Origin of the sequence: Pseudomonas sp. 2957 (assembly GCF_031456345.1) — a bacterium.
Classification (GTDB): domain Bacteria; phylum Pseudomonadota; class Gammaproteobacteria; order Pseudomonadales; family Pseudomonadaceae; genus Aquipseudomonas; species Aquipseudomonas siliginis.
In genome coordinates this window covers 577919-592912 of record NZ_JAVDUL010000005.1, presented here as the reverse complement: position 1 = coordinate 592912, position 14994 = coordinate 577919, and the positions used below count along the sequence as shown (strand labels likewise).

At 60.8% G+C, this 14994-nt stretch carries 15 protein-coding genes; 10 read left to right on the top strand and 5 right to left on the bottom strand.

What is annotated here, in order from left to right; all coding sequences use genetic code 11:
* Positions 1-97: 97 nt before the first annotated feature.
* Entirely contained in the window at positions 98-1309 is a 1212-nt protein-coding gene (locus J2Y39_RS20860) for a response regulator (protein ID WP_310219449.1), read from the top strand.
* 135 nt (positions 1310-1444) lie between these two features.
* On the opposite strand, the gene J2Y39_RS20855 is transcribed toward J2Y39_RS20860, so the two are convergent.
* Together J2Y39_RS20855 and desA are read right to left on the bottom strand one after the other, a co-directional pair.
* Complete coding sequence (locus tag J2Y39_RS20855) at positions 1445-2434, bottom strand: sensor domain-containing diguanylate cyclase (protein ID WP_310219506.1); 990 nt, start codon at positions 2432-2434, stop codon at positions 1445-1447.
* Between the two features lie 194 nt (positions 2435-2628).
* Complete coding sequence (gene desA, locus J2Y39_RS20850) at positions 2629-3813, bottom strand: delta-9 fatty acid desaturase DesA (protein WP_122508377.1); 1185 nt, start codon at positions 3811-3813, stop codon at positions 2629-2631.
* Between the two features lie 147 nt (positions 3814-3960).
* Here desA and dibA point away from each other — a divergent pair, with 147 nt between their 5' ends.
* The 6 genes from dibA to J2Y39_RS20820 all read left to right on the top strand — a co-directional run bounded on the left by dibA (position 3961) and on the right by J2Y39_RS20820 (position 10337).
* Positions 3961-5880: a phosphodiesterase DibA gene (gene dibA, locus J2Y39_RS20845; protein WP_310219443.1), complete on the top strand. Its 1920-nt coding sequence runs from the start codon at positions 3961-3963 to the stop codon at positions 5878-5880.
* A gap of 298 nt (positions 5881-6178) precedes the next feature.
* Positions 6179-6361 carry a sulfur starvation response protein OscA gene (oscA, locus tag J2Y39_RS20840; RefSeq protein WP_007917682.1) on the top strand — a complete coding sequence of 61 codons (183 nt, stop codon included), beginning with the start codon at positions 6179-6181 and terminating at the stop codon, positions 6359-6361.
* Positions 6362-6500: 139 nt separating this feature from the next.
* A complete protein-coding gene (locus J2Y39_RS20835) occupies positions 6501-7514 on the top strand; it encodes a sulfate ABC transporter substrate-binding protein (RefSeq protein WP_310219441.1) in 1014 nt (337 codons plus the stop codon).
* 126 nt (positions 7515-7640) lie between these two features.
* Positions 7641-8459, top strand: a complete 819-nt coding sequence (cysT, locus tag J2Y39_RS20830) for a sulfate ABC transporter permease subunit CysT (RefSeq protein ID WP_016772245.1) — start codon at positions 7641-7643, stop codon at positions 8457-8459.
* 12 nt (positions 8460-8471) lie between these two features.
* The gene (cysW, locus tag J2Y39_RS20825) at positions 8472-9344 is read left to right on the top strand and encodes a sulfate ABC transporter permease subunit CysW (RefSeq protein ID WP_041477435.1); all 873 of its coding nucleotides are present in this window, start codon (positions 8472-8474) and stop codon (positions 9342-9344) included.
* 3 nt (positions 9345-9347) lie between these two features.
* Positions 9348-10337 carry a sulfate/molybdate ABC transporter ATP-binding protein gene (locus J2Y39_RS20820; protein WP_056786991.1) on the top strand — a complete coding sequence of 330 codons (990 nt, stop codon included), beginning with the start codon at positions 9348-9350 and terminating at the stop codon, positions 10335-10337.
* 82 nt (positions 10338-10419) lie between these two features.
* On the opposite strand, the gene J2Y39_RS20815 is transcribed toward J2Y39_RS20820, so the two are convergent.
* The gene (locus J2Y39_RS20815; protein ID WP_236168253.1) at positions 10420-10944 is read right to left on the bottom strand and encodes a DUF962 domain-containing protein; all 525 of its coding nucleotides are present in this window, start codon (positions 10942-10944) and stop codon (positions 10420-10422) included.
* Between the two features lie 84 nt (positions 10945-11028).
* Here J2Y39_RS20815 and J2Y39_RS20810 point away from each other — a divergent pair, with 84 nt between their 5' ends.
* Positions 11029-11706 (top strand): Crp/Fnr family transcriptional regulator, encoded by a 678-nt coding sequence (locus J2Y39_RS20810; protein ID WP_236168252.1) that lies wholly within the window; start codon positions 11029-11031, stop codon positions 11704-11706.
* A 160-nt stretch (positions 11707-11866) separates the two neighbouring features.
* Here J2Y39_RS20810 and uraH read toward each other — a convergent pair whose 3' ends face one another.
* The gene (uraH, locus tag J2Y39_RS20805; RefSeq protein WP_056786996.1) at positions 11867-12277 is read right to left on the bottom strand and encodes a hydroxyisourate hydrolase; all 411 of its coding nucleotides are present in this window, start codon (positions 12275-12277) and stop codon (positions 11867-11869) included.
* 11 nt (positions 12278-12288) lie between these two features.
* On the bottom strand, positions 12289-12774 hold the full coding sequence (locus tag J2Y39_RS20800) for a heme-binding protein (protein ID WP_041477439.1): 486 nt from the start codon (positions 12772-12774) through the stop codon (positions 12289-12291).
* A gap of 136 nt (positions 12775-12910) precedes the next feature.
* On the opposite strand from J2Y39_RS20800, the gene J2Y39_RS20795 reads away from it, so the two are divergent.
* Both J2Y39_RS20795 and J2Y39_RS20790 read left to right on the top strand, forming a co-directional pair.
* Positions 12911-13591: a heavy metal response regulator transcription factor gene (locus tag J2Y39_RS20795; RefSeq protein WP_041477440.1), complete on the top strand. Its 681-nt coding sequence runs from the start codon at positions 12911-12913 to the stop codon at positions 13589-13591.
* On the top strand, positions 13581-14969 hold the full coding sequence (locus tag J2Y39_RS20790) for a heavy metal sensor histidine kinase (RefSeq protein WP_150637866.1): 1389 nt from the start codon (positions 13581-13583) through the stop codon (positions 14967-14969). The genes J2Y39_RS20795 and J2Y39_RS20790 overlap by 11 nt, the downstream gene beginning before the upstream one ends.
* Positions 14970-14994: the final 25 nt, after the last annotated feature.

Genomic DNA, 14994 nt, shown 5'->3' with positions numbered 1-14994 from the left:
GCGGGTTTTTTTCGTCCCTTGAAACACATCGGACCTGTTTGCGCTGTATCGAATCGCCAGCATTGGCTAAGGTTCAGGCATTGCAAGGAGAGCGCGCATGACTGCCGTTGATTTACCCGCCGTACCTCGGGTGTTGATTGCCGAGGCCGATCCCTGGTCCCGTGACCTGCTCAAACAAGTGCTACTCAATGTGCGCTGCGATGCGCGTCTGGATTTGTGTGCCGATGGCCAGCAGGCAATGTCGTTGCTCAGCGAGGTGCCCTATGACTTGGCCATCGTCGATTGGGAGCTGCCTGGCATCGACGGATTGCATGTGCTGCGCAGCGTCCGCCAGCGCAAACGCAATCCGCCGCTGCCGTTCATTCTGATGAGCAGCCGCAACGACAGCGCCAGTGTGCGCGAAGCGATTCCGCTGGCGCCGACGGCGTACCTGACCAAGCCGTTGAATATGGAAGACCTGACCGAGCGCTTGCAGGGGTTGCTGCTCAACGCTGGCGAAGCGGTGGTTTGCGAAGTGCCGGCACTGGCGCCGGGCATTACGCTCTCGGTGTTCCTTGAGCGGCGTCGCGAGCAGGCCGATGGCGCGCCGTTGATGACCGACGTGCAAGTGGCGGTCAAGCGTAGCCTCAATCCCGAAGGGCTGGACCTCAAGTTGCTGGAGGAAGAGGTCCGCACCGATCCGCAGATTACCGCCGTGCTGATCGCAGCCGCCAACAGTGCCGCGCAACACTACGGCGCGCCGGTGCAAACCCTGGCCCAGGCGCTGCACCGACTCGGCACCGGGCAGAGCATGAACCTGATTCTCGGCCTGGCGCTAAAACGCAGCGCGCGACTCAGCGATCCATGCCTGGCGGATTACGCCGAGCGCTATTGGGGACTGTCCCTGCACACGGCGGAATATGCGCGCACGCTGGCGCGCCTGCTCGATCTGGATCAGGAGCGTTGCTATTGCGCGGGCATGCTGCATCGGCTCGGCGATCTGGCGCTGCTGCGCTGCTTGCAGGAATGGCAGCAGGCCGGCGGCGAGCTGGACGAGTTGCAGGAGGTCGGTGAAGCGCTAGCGAAGTTTGGCGCCTCTTATGGCTCGGCACTGCGCACCCGCTGGCGTCTGCCGCTGGAGTTGCGCGAGTTGATTGCTTCGGCCTACCAGCTAGGTGGTGGCGTTTACAGTCGCGAGGCGCTGGTGATGCACATGGCGGCGCAGATGGCGCGGCTGACCGAGCATGAAGGCGTAGAGGAACTGGCGAAGAGCCGGACGGCGCGGTTGCTCAAGATCGGGCTGCCGGAGTTGCTGCGGATGCGCAAATGACAGATCACCACATTCCAATGTGGGAGCGAGCCTGCTCGCGAAGGCGCCAGCGCAGGCAACATTTTTGTTGAAAGTGCGGGCCTCATCGCGGGCAAGCCCGCTCCCACAGGAATTGCGGCAGCCACAAAATACGGATCAGGCCGCAATAATCCGGTTCTTGCCCTGCCGTTTCGCCTCGTACATCGCTGCATCCGCGCGGGCGAACAGGCTGTCCAGGCTCTTGTCATCGTCGGTGAGGTTGGTAAGGCCCTGGCTCACGGTGATGCTGAATGCTTGCCCGTTGTGGTTGAAGCGCAGTCGCTGGATCTCCTGCTGCAGTCGCTCTGCCACTTGCACGGCCATCTCCGGCGCACAGCCGGGAAACACCGCAGCGAACTCCTCACCACCAATCCGCCCGAACAGATCGCCACGGCGCAATGAGCCGCGTCCACACTCGGCGATCCGTTGCAGCACGTTGTCGCCCTCGGGATGCCCGTAGCTGTCGTTGATCACTTTGAAGTCGTCGATGTCCAGCAGCAGGAAGGCCAGCGGCGTGCCTTGGCGGCGGGCCTCAGCGAACTCGCGGTGGGCGCATTCGAAGAAGTGGCGGCGGTTGCTGCTTTGCGTCAGCACATCGGTGGTGGCCAAGCGTTGCAGCTCGGTTTCCATGTTTTTCTTGTCAGTGATGTCTTCGGCGATGCCGACGATGATCACCGGCTGCCCGGGCTCGTCCTGGCGATTGATAAAGCATTTGTCGCTGAGCCAGCGCACCTGGCCATCGGCGGCAATGATGCGGTACTCGCGATCTTCCACCGCACCTCGGTGCAGGACTTCGGCGAGGCTCTGCTCGGCGTACTCCAGATCATCGGGATAAATGCTGTCGCGCCACTGGTTGTAATCCGCCAACAACAGCGCGGCGGAACGGCCGAAGATCCGTTCATAGGCCGGACTGACGTACAACACCTGTCGGGTTTCCCAGTTGAAAGCCCAGAGCACGGCGTTGACGCTGACCAGCAGCGAACTGATCAATTGTTCGCGCTCGCTCAGGCGCGCGACTTCGCCCTGCGCATGCATCAACGCCATCAGCGTTTGCGCGGCCTCGGGCCATTGAGTGAAGGACGTGTCTTTCTGGTTGTTGTTGACCATCGGCACAAATCTCAAAGGGCGCGCCGCAATGTCGACAACGGCCACAGGACAGCCCGCCGGGATGGCGAAGTGTCATTGAGATAGGTGATTTTCGGCGAAGTTCCCGGCCATTACCGAGTCCCGCCGGGCGGTGGGGGTTGGAGCTGACGAGTGCAATGAGGCTGCGATCTTTGAGATCGCAGCCTCATTGCGGGTCAGGCAGTCGCAGGACGCAGCGAGTAGGTTTTCAGCTGATCAGCAAAATCGCGCAACGACTGGATGCCACTGGCCTCGGCCTCGTGAATCCATTCCTTGATGGCGGCGAGCATGTCGTGGCCATTGGAACTGGTCTTGACCCAGATCTGCTGCAAAGCCAGGCGTTTTTCGTAGATCACTTTCAACGCCTGGCTGTGTTCGAGCATGGTCTGGATGCGCAGGTGATGACGGTCTTCCAGCAGGCTGGTTTCCCGCGACAGCAGGCGTTTGGCCCGGTGGAATTGGTGGCGCACCGAATGATCGACCTTGGCCAGCTCTTGCTTGACCAGCGGACCGATCACCAATTTGCGGTACTGGGCCATGATCTGGAAGCGGTTGTTGAGGATCGCCATGGCGGTGTCCATGTCCAGGCTGCCTTTGCCTTCGACGCGGTGGGCAATCGGTGCGACCCGCTGCACCTTGGCCAGACGCAGGAAGCAGAAGACCTTGATCCACGCCCAGCCGAGGTCGAATTCCCACTTCTTCACCGACAGCTTGGCCGAGTTGGGGTAGGTGTGATGGTTGTTGTGCAGCTCTTCGCCGCCGATCAGGATGCCCCACGGCACCAGATTGGTCGCTGCGTCACGGCATTCGAAATTGCGATAGCCGACGGCATGGCCCAGACCGTTGATCACCCCAGCGGCCCACACCGGAATCCACATCATCTGGATGGCCCAGATGGTGATACCGATGGTGCCGAACAGCAGCAGGTCGATCACGCCCATGATCGCCACGCCCAGCAGCGGATAGCGGCTGTAGACGTTGCGTTCGATCCAGTCTTCCGGGCAGTTCTTGCCGTAGATGCGCAGGGTTTCCGGGTTCTGCGCTTCGCTGCGGTACAGCTCGGCGCCGGTGCGCAGTACGGTGGACAGACCCTTGATGACCGGGCTGTGCGGGTCATCCTCGGTTTCGCATTTGGCGTGGTGTTTGCGGTGGATGGCAGTCCACTCGCGGGTGTTCTGCGCCGTGGTCAGCCACAGCCAGAAACGGAAAAAGTGCTTCAGACCCGCATTCAGCTCGAGCGAGCGGTGGGCCGAGTAACGGTGCAGATAGACCGTGACTGCAACAATCGTCACATGGGTCATCAGCAGGGTGACCGCGACCAGTGACCAGGCCGACAAGCCAAGAAAACCTTCGTACCACATAGGCTATAGGGCCCTCGATAAAGATAAAAACAGCCGTTGCATTATCACTAAGCACACAGATAAAACCAGTCGCCCTTTCAGATAAGAAGTCGCTGAATGTTTCTTGACCTATAATTCCAACCTTTTTGTAGGGACATGGACGACCGAATGTCTGCGACTTACCGCGATGCCTTGCGTGCAGCGCTGCTCTACCTCGTACTGGCCGCCCTGTGGCTGCAAGTTTCTGATCATTTATTAAGCAGATTCTTCGATGACTTCCGTGAGCTGACCCATTGGCAACTGATCAACGGTTATCTGCTGGCAACGATCAGCGCCGCGCTGATTTTCCTCGCACGGGCGCGGCTGTGCGGGTTTCTCGGCATCGGCGCGCATTTGCGCGAGCGCCACACCGACCGTGAGCGTCTGCGTCAGGCGGCCGCCGTGTTCGACTGCACTCGCGAAGGGGTGCTGGTTACCGACCACCGGGGTCTCATCGTCCACGTCAATCGTGCCTTTATCGAGATCACCGGTTATCGGCGCGACGAGGTCATCGGCCAGCAGCCCAGTCTGTTCAAGTCCGGCCATCATCCGCCGGGCTTCTATCAGGCGATGTTCGCTACCCTCGAGGCTGAAGGTGAGTGGAGCGGCGAGATCTGGAACCGGCGCAAGACTGGCGAGATTTATCCACAGTGGCAAACCATCCGGGTGATTCACGATGATTCCGGCCGGCTCAGCCATTACGTGGCGGTGTTCTCCGACATCAGTGCGATCAAGGATTCCGAGTCCGAGCTCAAACACCTGGCGCATCACGATCCGTTGACCGATCTGCCCAATCGCCTGCTGTTCAGCGACCGCGCCGAACAGGCGTTGGCTTCCGCGCAGACGCACAAGCGTGGCTGCGCGCTGCTGATGCTCGATCTGGATCATTTCAAGATGATCAACGACAGCCTCGGGCATAACGTCGGCGATCGGTTGCTAAAAGCGGTGGCGACGCGTTTGCAGGAACTCTTCGGCCACGGCATTACCTTGGCGCGGCTCGGCGGTGACGAGTTCGCGGTGCTCGCGGAAAGTTGTCCACAGCCGGCCCAGGCTGCCGCGCTGGCGCAACGGACTCTGGACGCCTTGAAGGAGCCGGTGCTGGTAGATGGCAATCAACTGTTCATCAACGCGAGCATCGGCATCAGCCTGTTTCCCAGCGATGCCCTCAGCGCCGAGCAGTTGTTACGCAACGCCGACAGCGCGCTGTTCAAGGCCAAAAGCAGCGGGCGCAATGGCTACGCGCTGTATACCGAAGAGCTGACCGCCCATGCCCAGCAACGGGTCGAAATCGCCTTCGAGCTGCGCCGCGCACTGGAGCAGGAGGAACTGCGCGTCTACTACCAACCGGTGCATGACTTGCAAAGCAGCCGTCTGGTTGGCGTCGAGGCACTGGTGCGTTGGCAGCATCCGCAACGCGGTCTGGTGTCACCGGCAGAATTCATTCCGATTGCCGAGCGCACCGGGCTGATCGCCGAGATCGATGCCTGGGTGATGCAGCAGGCTTGCCGACAGATGTGCCAATGGCAGCAGAGCGGCGTGGTGCTGGCGTTCGTCGCGGTGAATGTCTCCTCGCGGCTGTTTGCCCGGCGCGAGTTGTATCAGCAGGTGGCGCAGGTGCTGCACGACACCGGGCTGGATCCGGTCTATCTGGAACTGGAAGTCACCGAAAGCGCGGTGATGGACGATCCCGAAGTGGCGCTGGAACAGATGCATCGCTTGCGCGAGCTGGGTGTACGTCTGGCTATTGACGATTTCGGCACTGGCTATTCGTCGCTGCTGCGGCTCAAGCGCCTGCCGGTGCAGAAACTCAAGATCGATCAGGGCTTCGTCGCCGGGTTGCCGTGGGATGAAGATGACGTGGCGATTGTCCGGGTGATCATCGCGCTGGCCCGCAGCATGGGCATGCAGGTCCATGCCGAAGGGATCGAACAGGTTGAGCAGGCGGCATTTCTGTTGGCGCAGGAATGCGATCTGGGGCAGGGCTACTGGTTTGGGCGGCCGGTGTCTGCGGATCGGCTTGATTGGGCGAAAACGCCATTGATTGGCTGAATAGGCCTATCTGGCTATCACCGACCTTGTGGTGAGGGGATTTATCCCCGTTGGGTCGCGTAGCGGCCCCAAGAAATGGGACTGCTACGCAGTCCAACGGGGATAAATCCCCTCGCCACAAGTTCTCTTGACGAGTTCAAATCAGCGCAAACCCCTTGCCCTCTCTACTATTATTTTCTGGTTATATAAACATTCTTAAATAGTCTTTTTAAGAATATCCATGCCTCTCTTATATTGCTCCCACGCCGAACGCAGTGCCGCCCACTGCCAGGCAAATCCCCTTCAAAGGAGCAGCACCATGAGCGCATCCCTTCGCAGCGTTGACGGTCAGGACGAAAGCACCATCTTGCGGGAAATCCAGAGCGCCCTGCGCGATCTGCGGTTCGGCGCAGTGGAGATCACTGTGCACAACGCGCAAGTCGTACAGATCGAACGCAAAGAGAAATTTCGTTTGCAGCAACCCGGTAAACAACCGGGCTGAAATCAAAAGATCGCAGCCTTCGGCGGCTCCTACAGGGGGCTGTGTGCAGGAGCTGGCGAAGGCGGCGATCTTTCAACGGGACCCGATTCCAGCAATACACAAGAAAAAGCCACCACCAAGAATTCCAGGAGCTTTCACCATGTCGTCGATTCGCCGTTATGCTTTGGCCGCGCTGGCCAGCGCCGTGTTTGCCGGTTCCGCCGTTGCCAAGGATTACGAGCTGCTCAACGTGTCGTATGACCCGACGCGGGAGCTGTATCAGGAATACAACGCCGAATTCATCAAGTTCTGGCAGCAGGATCATGCCGGCGACACGGTGAAAATCCAGCAGTCCCACGGTGGCTCGGGCAAGCAGGGCCGTGCGGTGATCGATGGCCTGCGGGCTGACGTGGTGACCCTGGCCCTGGCCGGTGACATCGACGAAATCGCCAAGCTCGGCAAGAGCCTGCCGGCCGACTGGCAGAAGCGTCTGCCGGAAGCGAGCACGCCGTACACCTCGACCATCGTGTTTCTGGTGCGCAAGGGCAACCCGAAAGGCATCAAGGACTGGGGCGATCTGGTCAAGAACGATGTCTCGGTGATCACGCCGAACCCGAAGACCTCGGGTGGCGCGCGCTGGAACTTCCTCGCAGCCTGGGCCTATGGCCTGAAAGCCAACGGCGGTGATGAAGCCAAGGCCAAAGAATATGTACAAACCCTGTTCAAGCATGTGCCGATCCTCGACACCGGCGCCCGTGGTTCGACCATCACCTTCGTCAATAACGGTCAGGGCGACGTGTTGCTGGCCTGGGAAAACGAAGCGTTCCTGGCGCTGAAAGAAGATGGCGGCGCAGACAAGTTCGATATCGTCGTGCCGTCGCTGTCGATCCTCGCCGAACCGCCAGTGGCCGTGGTCGACAAGAATGCCGAGAAGAAGGGCAACGCGCAGATCGCCGAAGCCTACCTCAAGCATCTGTACAGCCCGGCCGGTCAGGAAATCGCCGCGAAAAACTTCTATCGTCCACGTGACAAGGACGTAGCGGCCAAGTACGCCCAGCAGTTCCCGAACCTGGAACTGGTGACCATCGACAAGGACTTCGGCGGGTGGAAATCCGCGCAGCCGAAATTCTTCAACGACGGCGGCGTGTTCGACCAGATTTATCAGGCGCAGTAATCTCGCCTTCACCCGGCCTGATGTCTGGGCACATGACATGTGGGACTGAGCTTTTGTGGTGAGGGGATAAGTCCCCTCACCACAGGGCTCACTCCCACATTGATGCGTTTTCAACCAGGGACTTTTATGTCGCGTCGTATCTCCCCCGTCATACCCGGCTTCGGGCTGACGCTGGGTTACACCTTGGTGTACCTCAGCCTGATTGTGCTTATCCCGCTGGCGGCGATGTTCGTCCATGCCGCCCAGCTGACCTGGGATCAGTTCTGGACGATCATCTCCGCACCACGGGTGCTGGCTGCATTGAAGCTGAGCTTCGGTACCGCGCTGTGTGCGGCGATCATCAACGGCATCATCGGCACTCTGCTGGCCTGGGTGCTGGTGCGCTACACCTTCCCCGGACGCAAGGTGATCGACGCGATGATCGATCTGCCGTTCGCCCTGCCGACAGCCGTGGCCGGTATTGCGCTGACCGCGCTGTACGCGCCGGCCGGGCTGGTCGGGCAATTTGCCGCTGACCTCGGTTTCAAGATCGCCTACACCCCACTGGGCATCACCCTGGCGCTGACCTTCGTCACGCTGCCGTTCGTGGTGCGCACGGTGCAGCCGGTGCTGGCCGATATTCCCCGTGAAGTCGAAGAAGCGGCGGCGTGCCTGGGTGCGAAGCCATGGCAGGTATTTCGCCACATTCTGGTTCCGGCACTGCTGCCCGCCTGGCTGACCGGTTTTGCGCTGGCGTTCGCGCGTGGCGTCGGCGAGTACGGTTCGGTGATTTTCATTGCCGGCAACATGCCGATGAAAACCGAGATCCTGCCGCTGCTGATCATGGTCAAACTCGACCAATACGATTACACCGGCGCTACCGCCATTGGCGTATTGATGCTGGTGGTTTCCTTCATCCTGTTGCTGCTGATCAACTTGCTGCAGCGGCGCATCGAAACCCCATAAGGAGGCGCGAACATGTCCCAATCGTCCATTGCGGCCGCCTCTTCGGCCAACGCTGCGCGCCGTGGCAGCGCCACTTCGCGCAGAGTCCTGATCGGTCTTGGCTGGCTGATTTTTTTCCTGTTTCTGCTGCTGCCGTTGTTCATCGTCGTATCGCAAGGTCTGAAAAACGGTCTCGGCGCGTTCTTCACCGCGATCTTTGAGCCGGACGCGCTTTCGGCACTGAAACTCACCGTATTCGCGGTGCTGATTTCGGTGCCGCTGAACCTGGTATTCGGCGTCAGTGCGGCATGGTGCGTGAGCAAATACTCGTTTCGTGGCAAGAGCATGCTGGTGACGCTGATCGACCTGCCGTTCTCGGTGTCGCCGGTGATCGCCGGTCTGGTCTACGTGCTGATGTTCGGTGCGCAGGGCCTGTTCGGGCCGTGGCTGCAGGATCACGACATCCAGATCGTCTTCGCCCTGCCGGGCATTGTGCTGGCGACGATTTTCGTCACCGTGCCGTTCGTGGCCCGTGAACTGATTCCGCTGATGCAGGAACAAGGCACCCAAGAGGAGGAAGCCGCGCGCCTGCTCGGTGCCAATGGCTGGCAGATGTTCTGGCACGTCACCGTGCCGAACATCAAGTGGGGCCTGATTTATGGCGTGGTGCTGTGTACCGCGCGGGCCATGGGCGAGTTCGGTGCGGTGTCGGTGGTTTCCGGGCACATTCGCGGGGTGACCAACACCTTGCCGCTGCACGTCGAGATCCTCTACAACGAATACAACCACGTGGCCGCGTTCGCCGTGGCGAGCCTGTTGCTGATCCTGGCGCTCTTCATCCTGCTGCTCAAGCAGTGGAGCGAAAACCGTATCAACCGCCTGCGCGCCAGCGCCGCGGAGGAATAATTCATGTCGATCGAAGTGCGTAACGTCAGCAAGAATTTCAACGCGTTCAAGGCGCTGGACAACATCAGCCTGGATATCCACAGCGGTGAGCTGGTCGCGCTGCTTGGTCCGTCGGGCTGCGGCAAAACCACCTTGCTGCGCATTATTGCCGGTCTGGAAACCCCGGATCAGGGCAACATCGTTTTTCACGGCGAGGACGTTTCCGGCCACGATGTGCGTGATCGTAACGTCGGTTTCGTCTTCCAGCATTACGCCTTGTTCCGCCACATGACGGTGTTCGACAACGTCGCGTTCGGCCTGCGGATGAAACCGAAAAACCAGCGCCCGAGCGAAAGCCAGATCGCCACCAAGGTCCACGAACTGCTGAACATGGTCCAGCTGGACTGGTTGTCGGATCGCTACCCGGAGCAGTTGTCCGGTGGTCAGCGTCAGCGCATCGCGTTGGCCCGTGCCCTGGCGGTGGAACCTAAAGTGCTGCTGCTCGACGAACCGTTCGGCGCCCTCGACGCCAAGGTGCGCAAGGAACTGCGGCGCTGGCTGGCGCGGTTGCACGAAGACATCAACCTGACTTCGGTGTTCGTGACCCACGACCAGGAAGAAGCGATGGAAGTCGCCGACCGCATCGTGGTGATGAACAAGGGTGTGATCGAGCAGATCGGCTCACCGGGCGACGTCTACGAAAACCCGGCCAGCGATTTCGTCTATCACTTCCTCGGCGATTCGAACCGCTTGCTGTTGAGCGACGACAACCACGTGCTGTTCCGCCCGCACGAAGTGTCGTTGTCCAAGCATGAGCTGGAAGATCACCATGCCGCTGAAGTGCGCGATATCCGGCCGTTGGGCGCGACCACGCGGGTGACGTTGAAGGTTGAGGGGCAGACGGATTTGATCGAGGCCGAAGTGGTGAAAGACCACGACAGCCTGATCGGGTTGGCCAAGGGTGAAACCCTGTTCTTCAAGCCGAAGGTCTGGCAGAAAGTCGCCAATATTTAAAGGCAAAAGCTTCGCGAGCAGGCTCGCTCCCACAGGGAAAACTCATTCCAAATGTGGGAGCGAGCCTGCTCGCGAATACGATCTAGACAGCAGCGCGATTCGGATTGACCCGCACCATCCCCGCCCGCAACTCGATCTCTTGTTTCAATTCCTGCCGTATCCCCAGCAGAAACGCCAACTCAGCCACAACGAACAACGGCCCGACAATCAGCCCGCTGATGTCATCGACAAACGCCGGTTTGCGCCCTTCATAGTGATGCCCGACAAACTGGATCACCCAGCCGATCACGAACATCGCCAGGCCGCTGCTCAGCCAGACCATGGTGCTCTGCTGCGCCAGTGCATGCCCGGCCCACACCGACAGCCCCATCAGTACTGTCATCAACACGCCAAGCTTCAACTCCAGACGCAGGTAAAACCACGCCGAGGCCAGCGCCACCACAACGGCTGGAGATATCCACAGCCCGCCCAGCTCCCACTGCGGCCGTGACAGCAGGACAGCCACCGCCACCACGATCAGCGGAATGCCGATAAAGTGGCTGGCAATGTTGCGCGGGTCGCGGTGGTAGGCGGCGTATTGACTGAGATGGTCGACGAGGCTTTTCATTGTTGTTCCTCCAGTGGGGTTGAATGCATCATCCCTCGGGATCCGCGTTCGCTCTGTCGGGCAGGCGACACTCCAGGAGTGGTTATGCAAATTCGTGCACAGTTACTCAGCGGCCAGTGGTTCAGTCATTTGCCTGCATCTTTTCAGGATAGCCTGCTGGCGCTGGCTCGGGAGCGGCGGCTGACGGCGGGACAACGATTGTTCCAGCGTGGCGATGCGCCGTGCGGTCTGTATGCAGTGCTCGATGGCGCCGTGCGCATCGGCGCGGTGAGCGAGCAGGGCAAGGAGGCGTTGTTGAGTCTGGTGGAGGCGCCGCACTGGTTCGGCGAAATCTGCCTGTTCGATGGCCAGCCTCGCACTCACGATGCCTATGCAGTCGGGTCGTGCACCTTGCTGAATGTTCCGCAAGCGGCGTTGCTCAAATTGCTCGACGAACAGCCGCAGTACTGGCGGCATCTGGCGCTGTTGATGAGCCACAAATTGCGCCTGGCCTTCATCAATCTCGAACAGCTGAGCCTGCTGCCAGCCCCGGCGCGTCTCGCCCATCGGCTGCTGATGATTGCCGAAGGCTACGGCGAACTCGACGCACCACGCCGGATGCTGCAACTGCCGCAGGAGCAGTTGGCGGCGATGCTGTCGCTGTCGCGGCAGACCACCAATCAGATCCTCAAGGATCTGCAGGGGCAGGGGATTATCGGGCTCGCATACGGCGAAATCGAAATTCTCGATGCGGTGAGATTGCGTGCCTTGGCCACGATCTGAAAACTGAAACCGATCCAATGTCGGAACTGGCACCTGTGGCGAGGGGATTTATCCCCGCTGGGGCGCGAAGCGGCCCTGAAAAATGGGACCGCTGCGCAGTCCAACGGGGATAAATCCCCTCGCCACAGAAACCAGTTCCAACAAAGGATCTGTGTTTATTTTACGAACCGCGATAGGTCGAGAAACCGTACGGGCTCAGCAGCAGCGGGATGTGGTAGTGCTGATCGGTCTGCTTGACCTGAAAGATCACCGGAATTTCCGGGAAGAACGTCTCATGCTTGATCTTCTGGTAATACTCGCCGGTCTTGAACACCACGCGGTATTCACCGGCTTCGAATGGCTGTTTGGCCGGGAACAGCTCGGCGATCCGCCCTTGCTCGTTGGTGGTGCCTTGGGCCAGTGGTTGCCAGTTTTCGCCGACGTGTTTTTCCAGGGTGACGTTGATGCCCGGTGACGGCAGGCCGTTTTCCAGGTTGAGCACGTGCACGCTCAGCGGATTGCCGGCGGCCATCGTCAGGCTGGAAACAGCACTCAGGCCGAGGGCGGCGAGAGTCATGCGCAGGGTGGTCATGGTGGATCTCCTTAGTGGGAACGGGTGATGGTCAGGCCGGCTTTGTCGGCGGCGGCGCGGGCGCAGTTTTCGTCTTGCTCACCGCCGCCGGAACCGGCCACGCCCATGGCGCCGACCAGTTCGCTGCCGGCGAACAACGGAATGCCGCCGCCGAGCAAAAGCAATTCATCGAGGGTGTTGAGGTTGGCGGTTTCCGGGTTGCTGCGGGCGCGCTCGGCGAACAGCCGCGTCGGCGTCTTGGTCGACAGCGCGGTGTAGGCCTTGCGTTGGCTGGCGGCGGTGTTGTGCGGCCCGACGCCGTCACCACGCAACGTCACCAGCAAGTTACCGCCACGGTCGAGCACCGACACCGTGCCGGTGCAACTGCTCATCGCCTTGTCCGCCAGCCAGCGTGCGGTTTTCAGGTCGAGATCGGCGTGGCGCGGCAGTTCTGGCGTGGCACTTGCAGCGCCGCTGAGGCCGAGGATCAGGCTGGCGACAAGGTATTTGACGGTCATGTGCAGGCTCCGAATGGGAAGGTCTGCACCTTAACCGGCGCACTTCGTCAGAACCCCGTCAGGCGGATTACAAGTTTGTAATGGGCAACGGCGCCGAACACGCCTAGCCTGTGTGCCTGATCAATCGAGGTGTGCCATGCGTTTGCTGGTCGTAGAAGATGAAGCCAAAACCGCCAACTTCCTCGCCAAGGGTCTGGGCGAGTCGGGTTTCGCCGTGGATGTTGCGCTCAATGGCCTCGACGGCCGCTATTTTATCGAGCAACAGGAATACGACCTGATCATCCTCGACGTGATGCTGCCTGGCCTCAACGGCTGGCAATTGCTCCAGCTGATTCGCCAGCGCGGCGCCACACCGGTGCTGTTTCTCACCGCCAAGGACGCTATCGAAGACCGTGTGCGTGGTCTTGAGCTGGGCGCAGATGACTACCTGCTCAAACCCTTCGCTTTCGCCGAACTGCTCGCGCGCGTGCGCACGCTGCTGCGGCGCGGGCCGATGCGCGAAGCCGAGTCGTACAGCATCGCCGACCTGGAAATCGACGTATTGCGCCGACGGGTCAGTCGCGGCGGCCAGCGCATTGCCCTGACCAACAAGGAATTCGCCCTCTTGCAACTGCTCGCCAGCCGCCAGGGCGAAGTGCTTTCGCGCACGCTGATCGCCTCGCAAGTGTGGAACCTGAATTTCGACAGCGACACCAACATGGTCGAAGTCGCCGTCCGGCGTCTGCGCGCCAAGGTTGATGATCCGTACATGCCGAAACTTATCCACACCGTGCGCGGCGTCGGTTATCAACTGGAAGCGCCGGACGATGTGGAGTAAGTCGATCGCCTGGCGATTGGCACTGGCCTTCGCCATGGTCTGCGCGCTGGTGCTGAGCGCAATCGGCGTGTTTCTCTACCGCTCGCTGGCCTCGGAATTGGCCTTTCGTGATGACATGGCCTTGCTCGGTCGCCTCGAGCAAGTACGCGCCTTGCTCGCCGACAGCGACAGCCTCGACGCCTTGCAGGCACGGCCACGGTTGTATCAGAACATGCTCGGTAATCTCGACAGTCTGCTGCTGGTGCGCCGGGCCGACGGCTCCAGCGTGATCGCGATCAACCCGCGTCAGCGTGAACTGCCCGCGCTCAATGCATTACCGCGAGAGCAAATGCCGCAGCGCCGTGACGTGCTCACCTGGCAGGCCAGCGACGGCGCCGAATTGGCCTTGCTGTCCGGCCAGGCCCAAGGCCCCAACGGTGAAACCCTCACGGTGATCGCCGGCAAAGTGCTCACCGAGCGTGAGCAGATGCTCGGCAGTTATCGCCTGCGTCTGTACCTGTCCGTCGGCCTCGGCGCGGTGCTCGCGTTTGCTCTGGGCCTGTTATTACTGCGGCGTGGCTTGCAGCCCTTGCATCAGTTGAGCGAAGCGGTGCGCAGTATCGATCTGCGCAGCCTCGATCGACGCCTGCCTACCGAGGGCACGCCGACCGAACTGCGCGAGCCGGTGCACGCGCTCAACACCATGCTGGCGCGGCTGGACGACAGCGTGCAGCGCCTGTCGCAATTCTCCGCCGACCTCGCCCACGAAATCCGCACCCCTCTGCACACCTTGCTCGCCAGCAACGGCCAGGCCCTGAACCATCCGCGCAGCACGGCCGAATATCAGGAAGTGCTGGCCTCGAACATGGAAGAGTTCGAACGGCTCAAGCGCATGGCCGAGAACCTGATGTTCCTCGCCCGCGCCGAACAGGCCGAACGTGCGCTCAATCTGCATACACTGGACTTGCGCAACGTCGGCGACGAACTCTGCGATTACTTCGAAGCCCTGGCCGATGACCGCGACCTCCAACTGCAAAACCGCATGCACGGCGAATTGCTCGCCGACCAGCAACTGCTGCAACGCGCCCTCGGCAATCTGCTGGCCAATGCCGTACGCCACGCCGACCCCGGCAGCCTGATCAGCCTGCAACGCCGCGATGAACCGGGTATGTGCTGGCTGCAAGTGCACAACCACGGCCCGGTCATCGCGCCTGAGCATCTGGGCAAACTGTTCGACCGTTTCTACCGCGTCGATCCTTCACGTGCGGAACCGGGAGATTCGGGTGGGCTGGGTTTGGCGATCGTGCAGTCGATCATGCAGTTGCATGGCGGGCAGGTGCGGGTGAGGAGTGATGTGGGGGGGACGGTGTTTGAGTTAGGGTTTGCGGGGCGGTGTTAAGACGTTAGCGATGGCTGACCATCTA

What these genes read in the sequence shown, in the direction of transcription:
- oscA (WP_007917682.1), top strand. Translation starts at nt 6,179, where the DNA reads ATGAGCGCATCCCTTCGCAGCGTTGACGGTCAGGACGAAAGCACCATC.
- J2Y39_RS20815 (WP_236168253.1), bottom strand. Translation starts at nt 10,944, where the DNA reads ATGAAAAGCCTCGTCGACCATCTCAGTCAATACGCCGCCTACCACCGC.
- cysT (WP_016772245.1), top strand. Translation starts at nt 7,641, where the DNA reads ATGTCGCGTCGTATCTCCCCCGTCATACCCGGCTTCGGGCTGACGCTG.
- J2Y39_RS20795 (WP_041477440.1), top strand. Translation starts at nt 12,911, where the DNA reads ATGCGTTTGCTGGTCGTAGAAGATGAAGCCAAAACCGCCAACTTCCTC.
- J2Y39_RS20810 (WP_236168252.1), top strand. Translation starts at nt 11,029, where the DNA reads ATGCAAATTCGTGCACAGTTACTCAGCGGCCAGTGGTTCAGTCATTTG.
- J2Y39_RS20790 (WP_150637866.1), top strand. Translation starts at nt 13,581, where the DNA reads ATGTGGAGTAAGTCGATCGCCTGGCGATTGGCACTGGCCTTCGCCATG.
- cysW (WP_041477435.1), top strand. Translation starts at nt 8,472, where the DNA reads ATGTCCCAATCGTCCATTGCGGCCGCCTCTTCGGCCAACGCTGCGCGC.
- J2Y39_RS20800 (WP_041477439.1), bottom strand. Translation starts at nt 12,774, where the DNA reads ATGACCGTCAAATACCTTGTCGCCAGCCTGATCCTCGGCCTCAGCGGC.
- J2Y39_RS20835 (WP_310219441.1), top strand. Translation starts at nt 6,501, where the DNA reads ATGTCGTCGATTCGCCGTTATGCTTTGGCCGCGCTGGCCAGCGCCGTG.
- J2Y39_RS20820 (WP_056786991.1), top strand. Translation starts at nt 9,348, where the DNA reads ATGTCGATCGAAGTGCGTAACGTCAGCAAGAATTTCAACGCGTTCAAG.
- uraH (WP_056786996.1), bottom strand. Translation starts at nt 12,277, where the DNA reads ATGACCACCCTGCGCATGACTCTCGCCGCCCTCGGCCTGAGTGCTGTT.
- desA (WP_122508377.1), bottom strand. Translation starts at nt 3,813, where the DNA reads ATGTGGTACGAAGGTTTTCTTGGCTTGTCGGCCTGGTCACTGGTCGCG.
- dibA (WP_310219443.1), top strand. Translation starts at nt 3,961, where the DNA reads ATGTCTGCGACTTACCGCGATGCCTTGCGTGCAGCGCTGCTCTACCTC.
- J2Y39_RS20860 (WP_310219449.1), top strand. Translation starts at nt 98, where the DNA reads ATGACTGCCGTTGATTTACCCGCCGTACCTCGGGTGTTGATTGCCGAG.
- J2Y39_RS20855 (WP_310219506.1), bottom strand. Translation starts at nt 2,434, where the DNA reads ATGGTCAACAACAACCAGAAAGACACGTCCTTCACTCAATGGCCCGAG.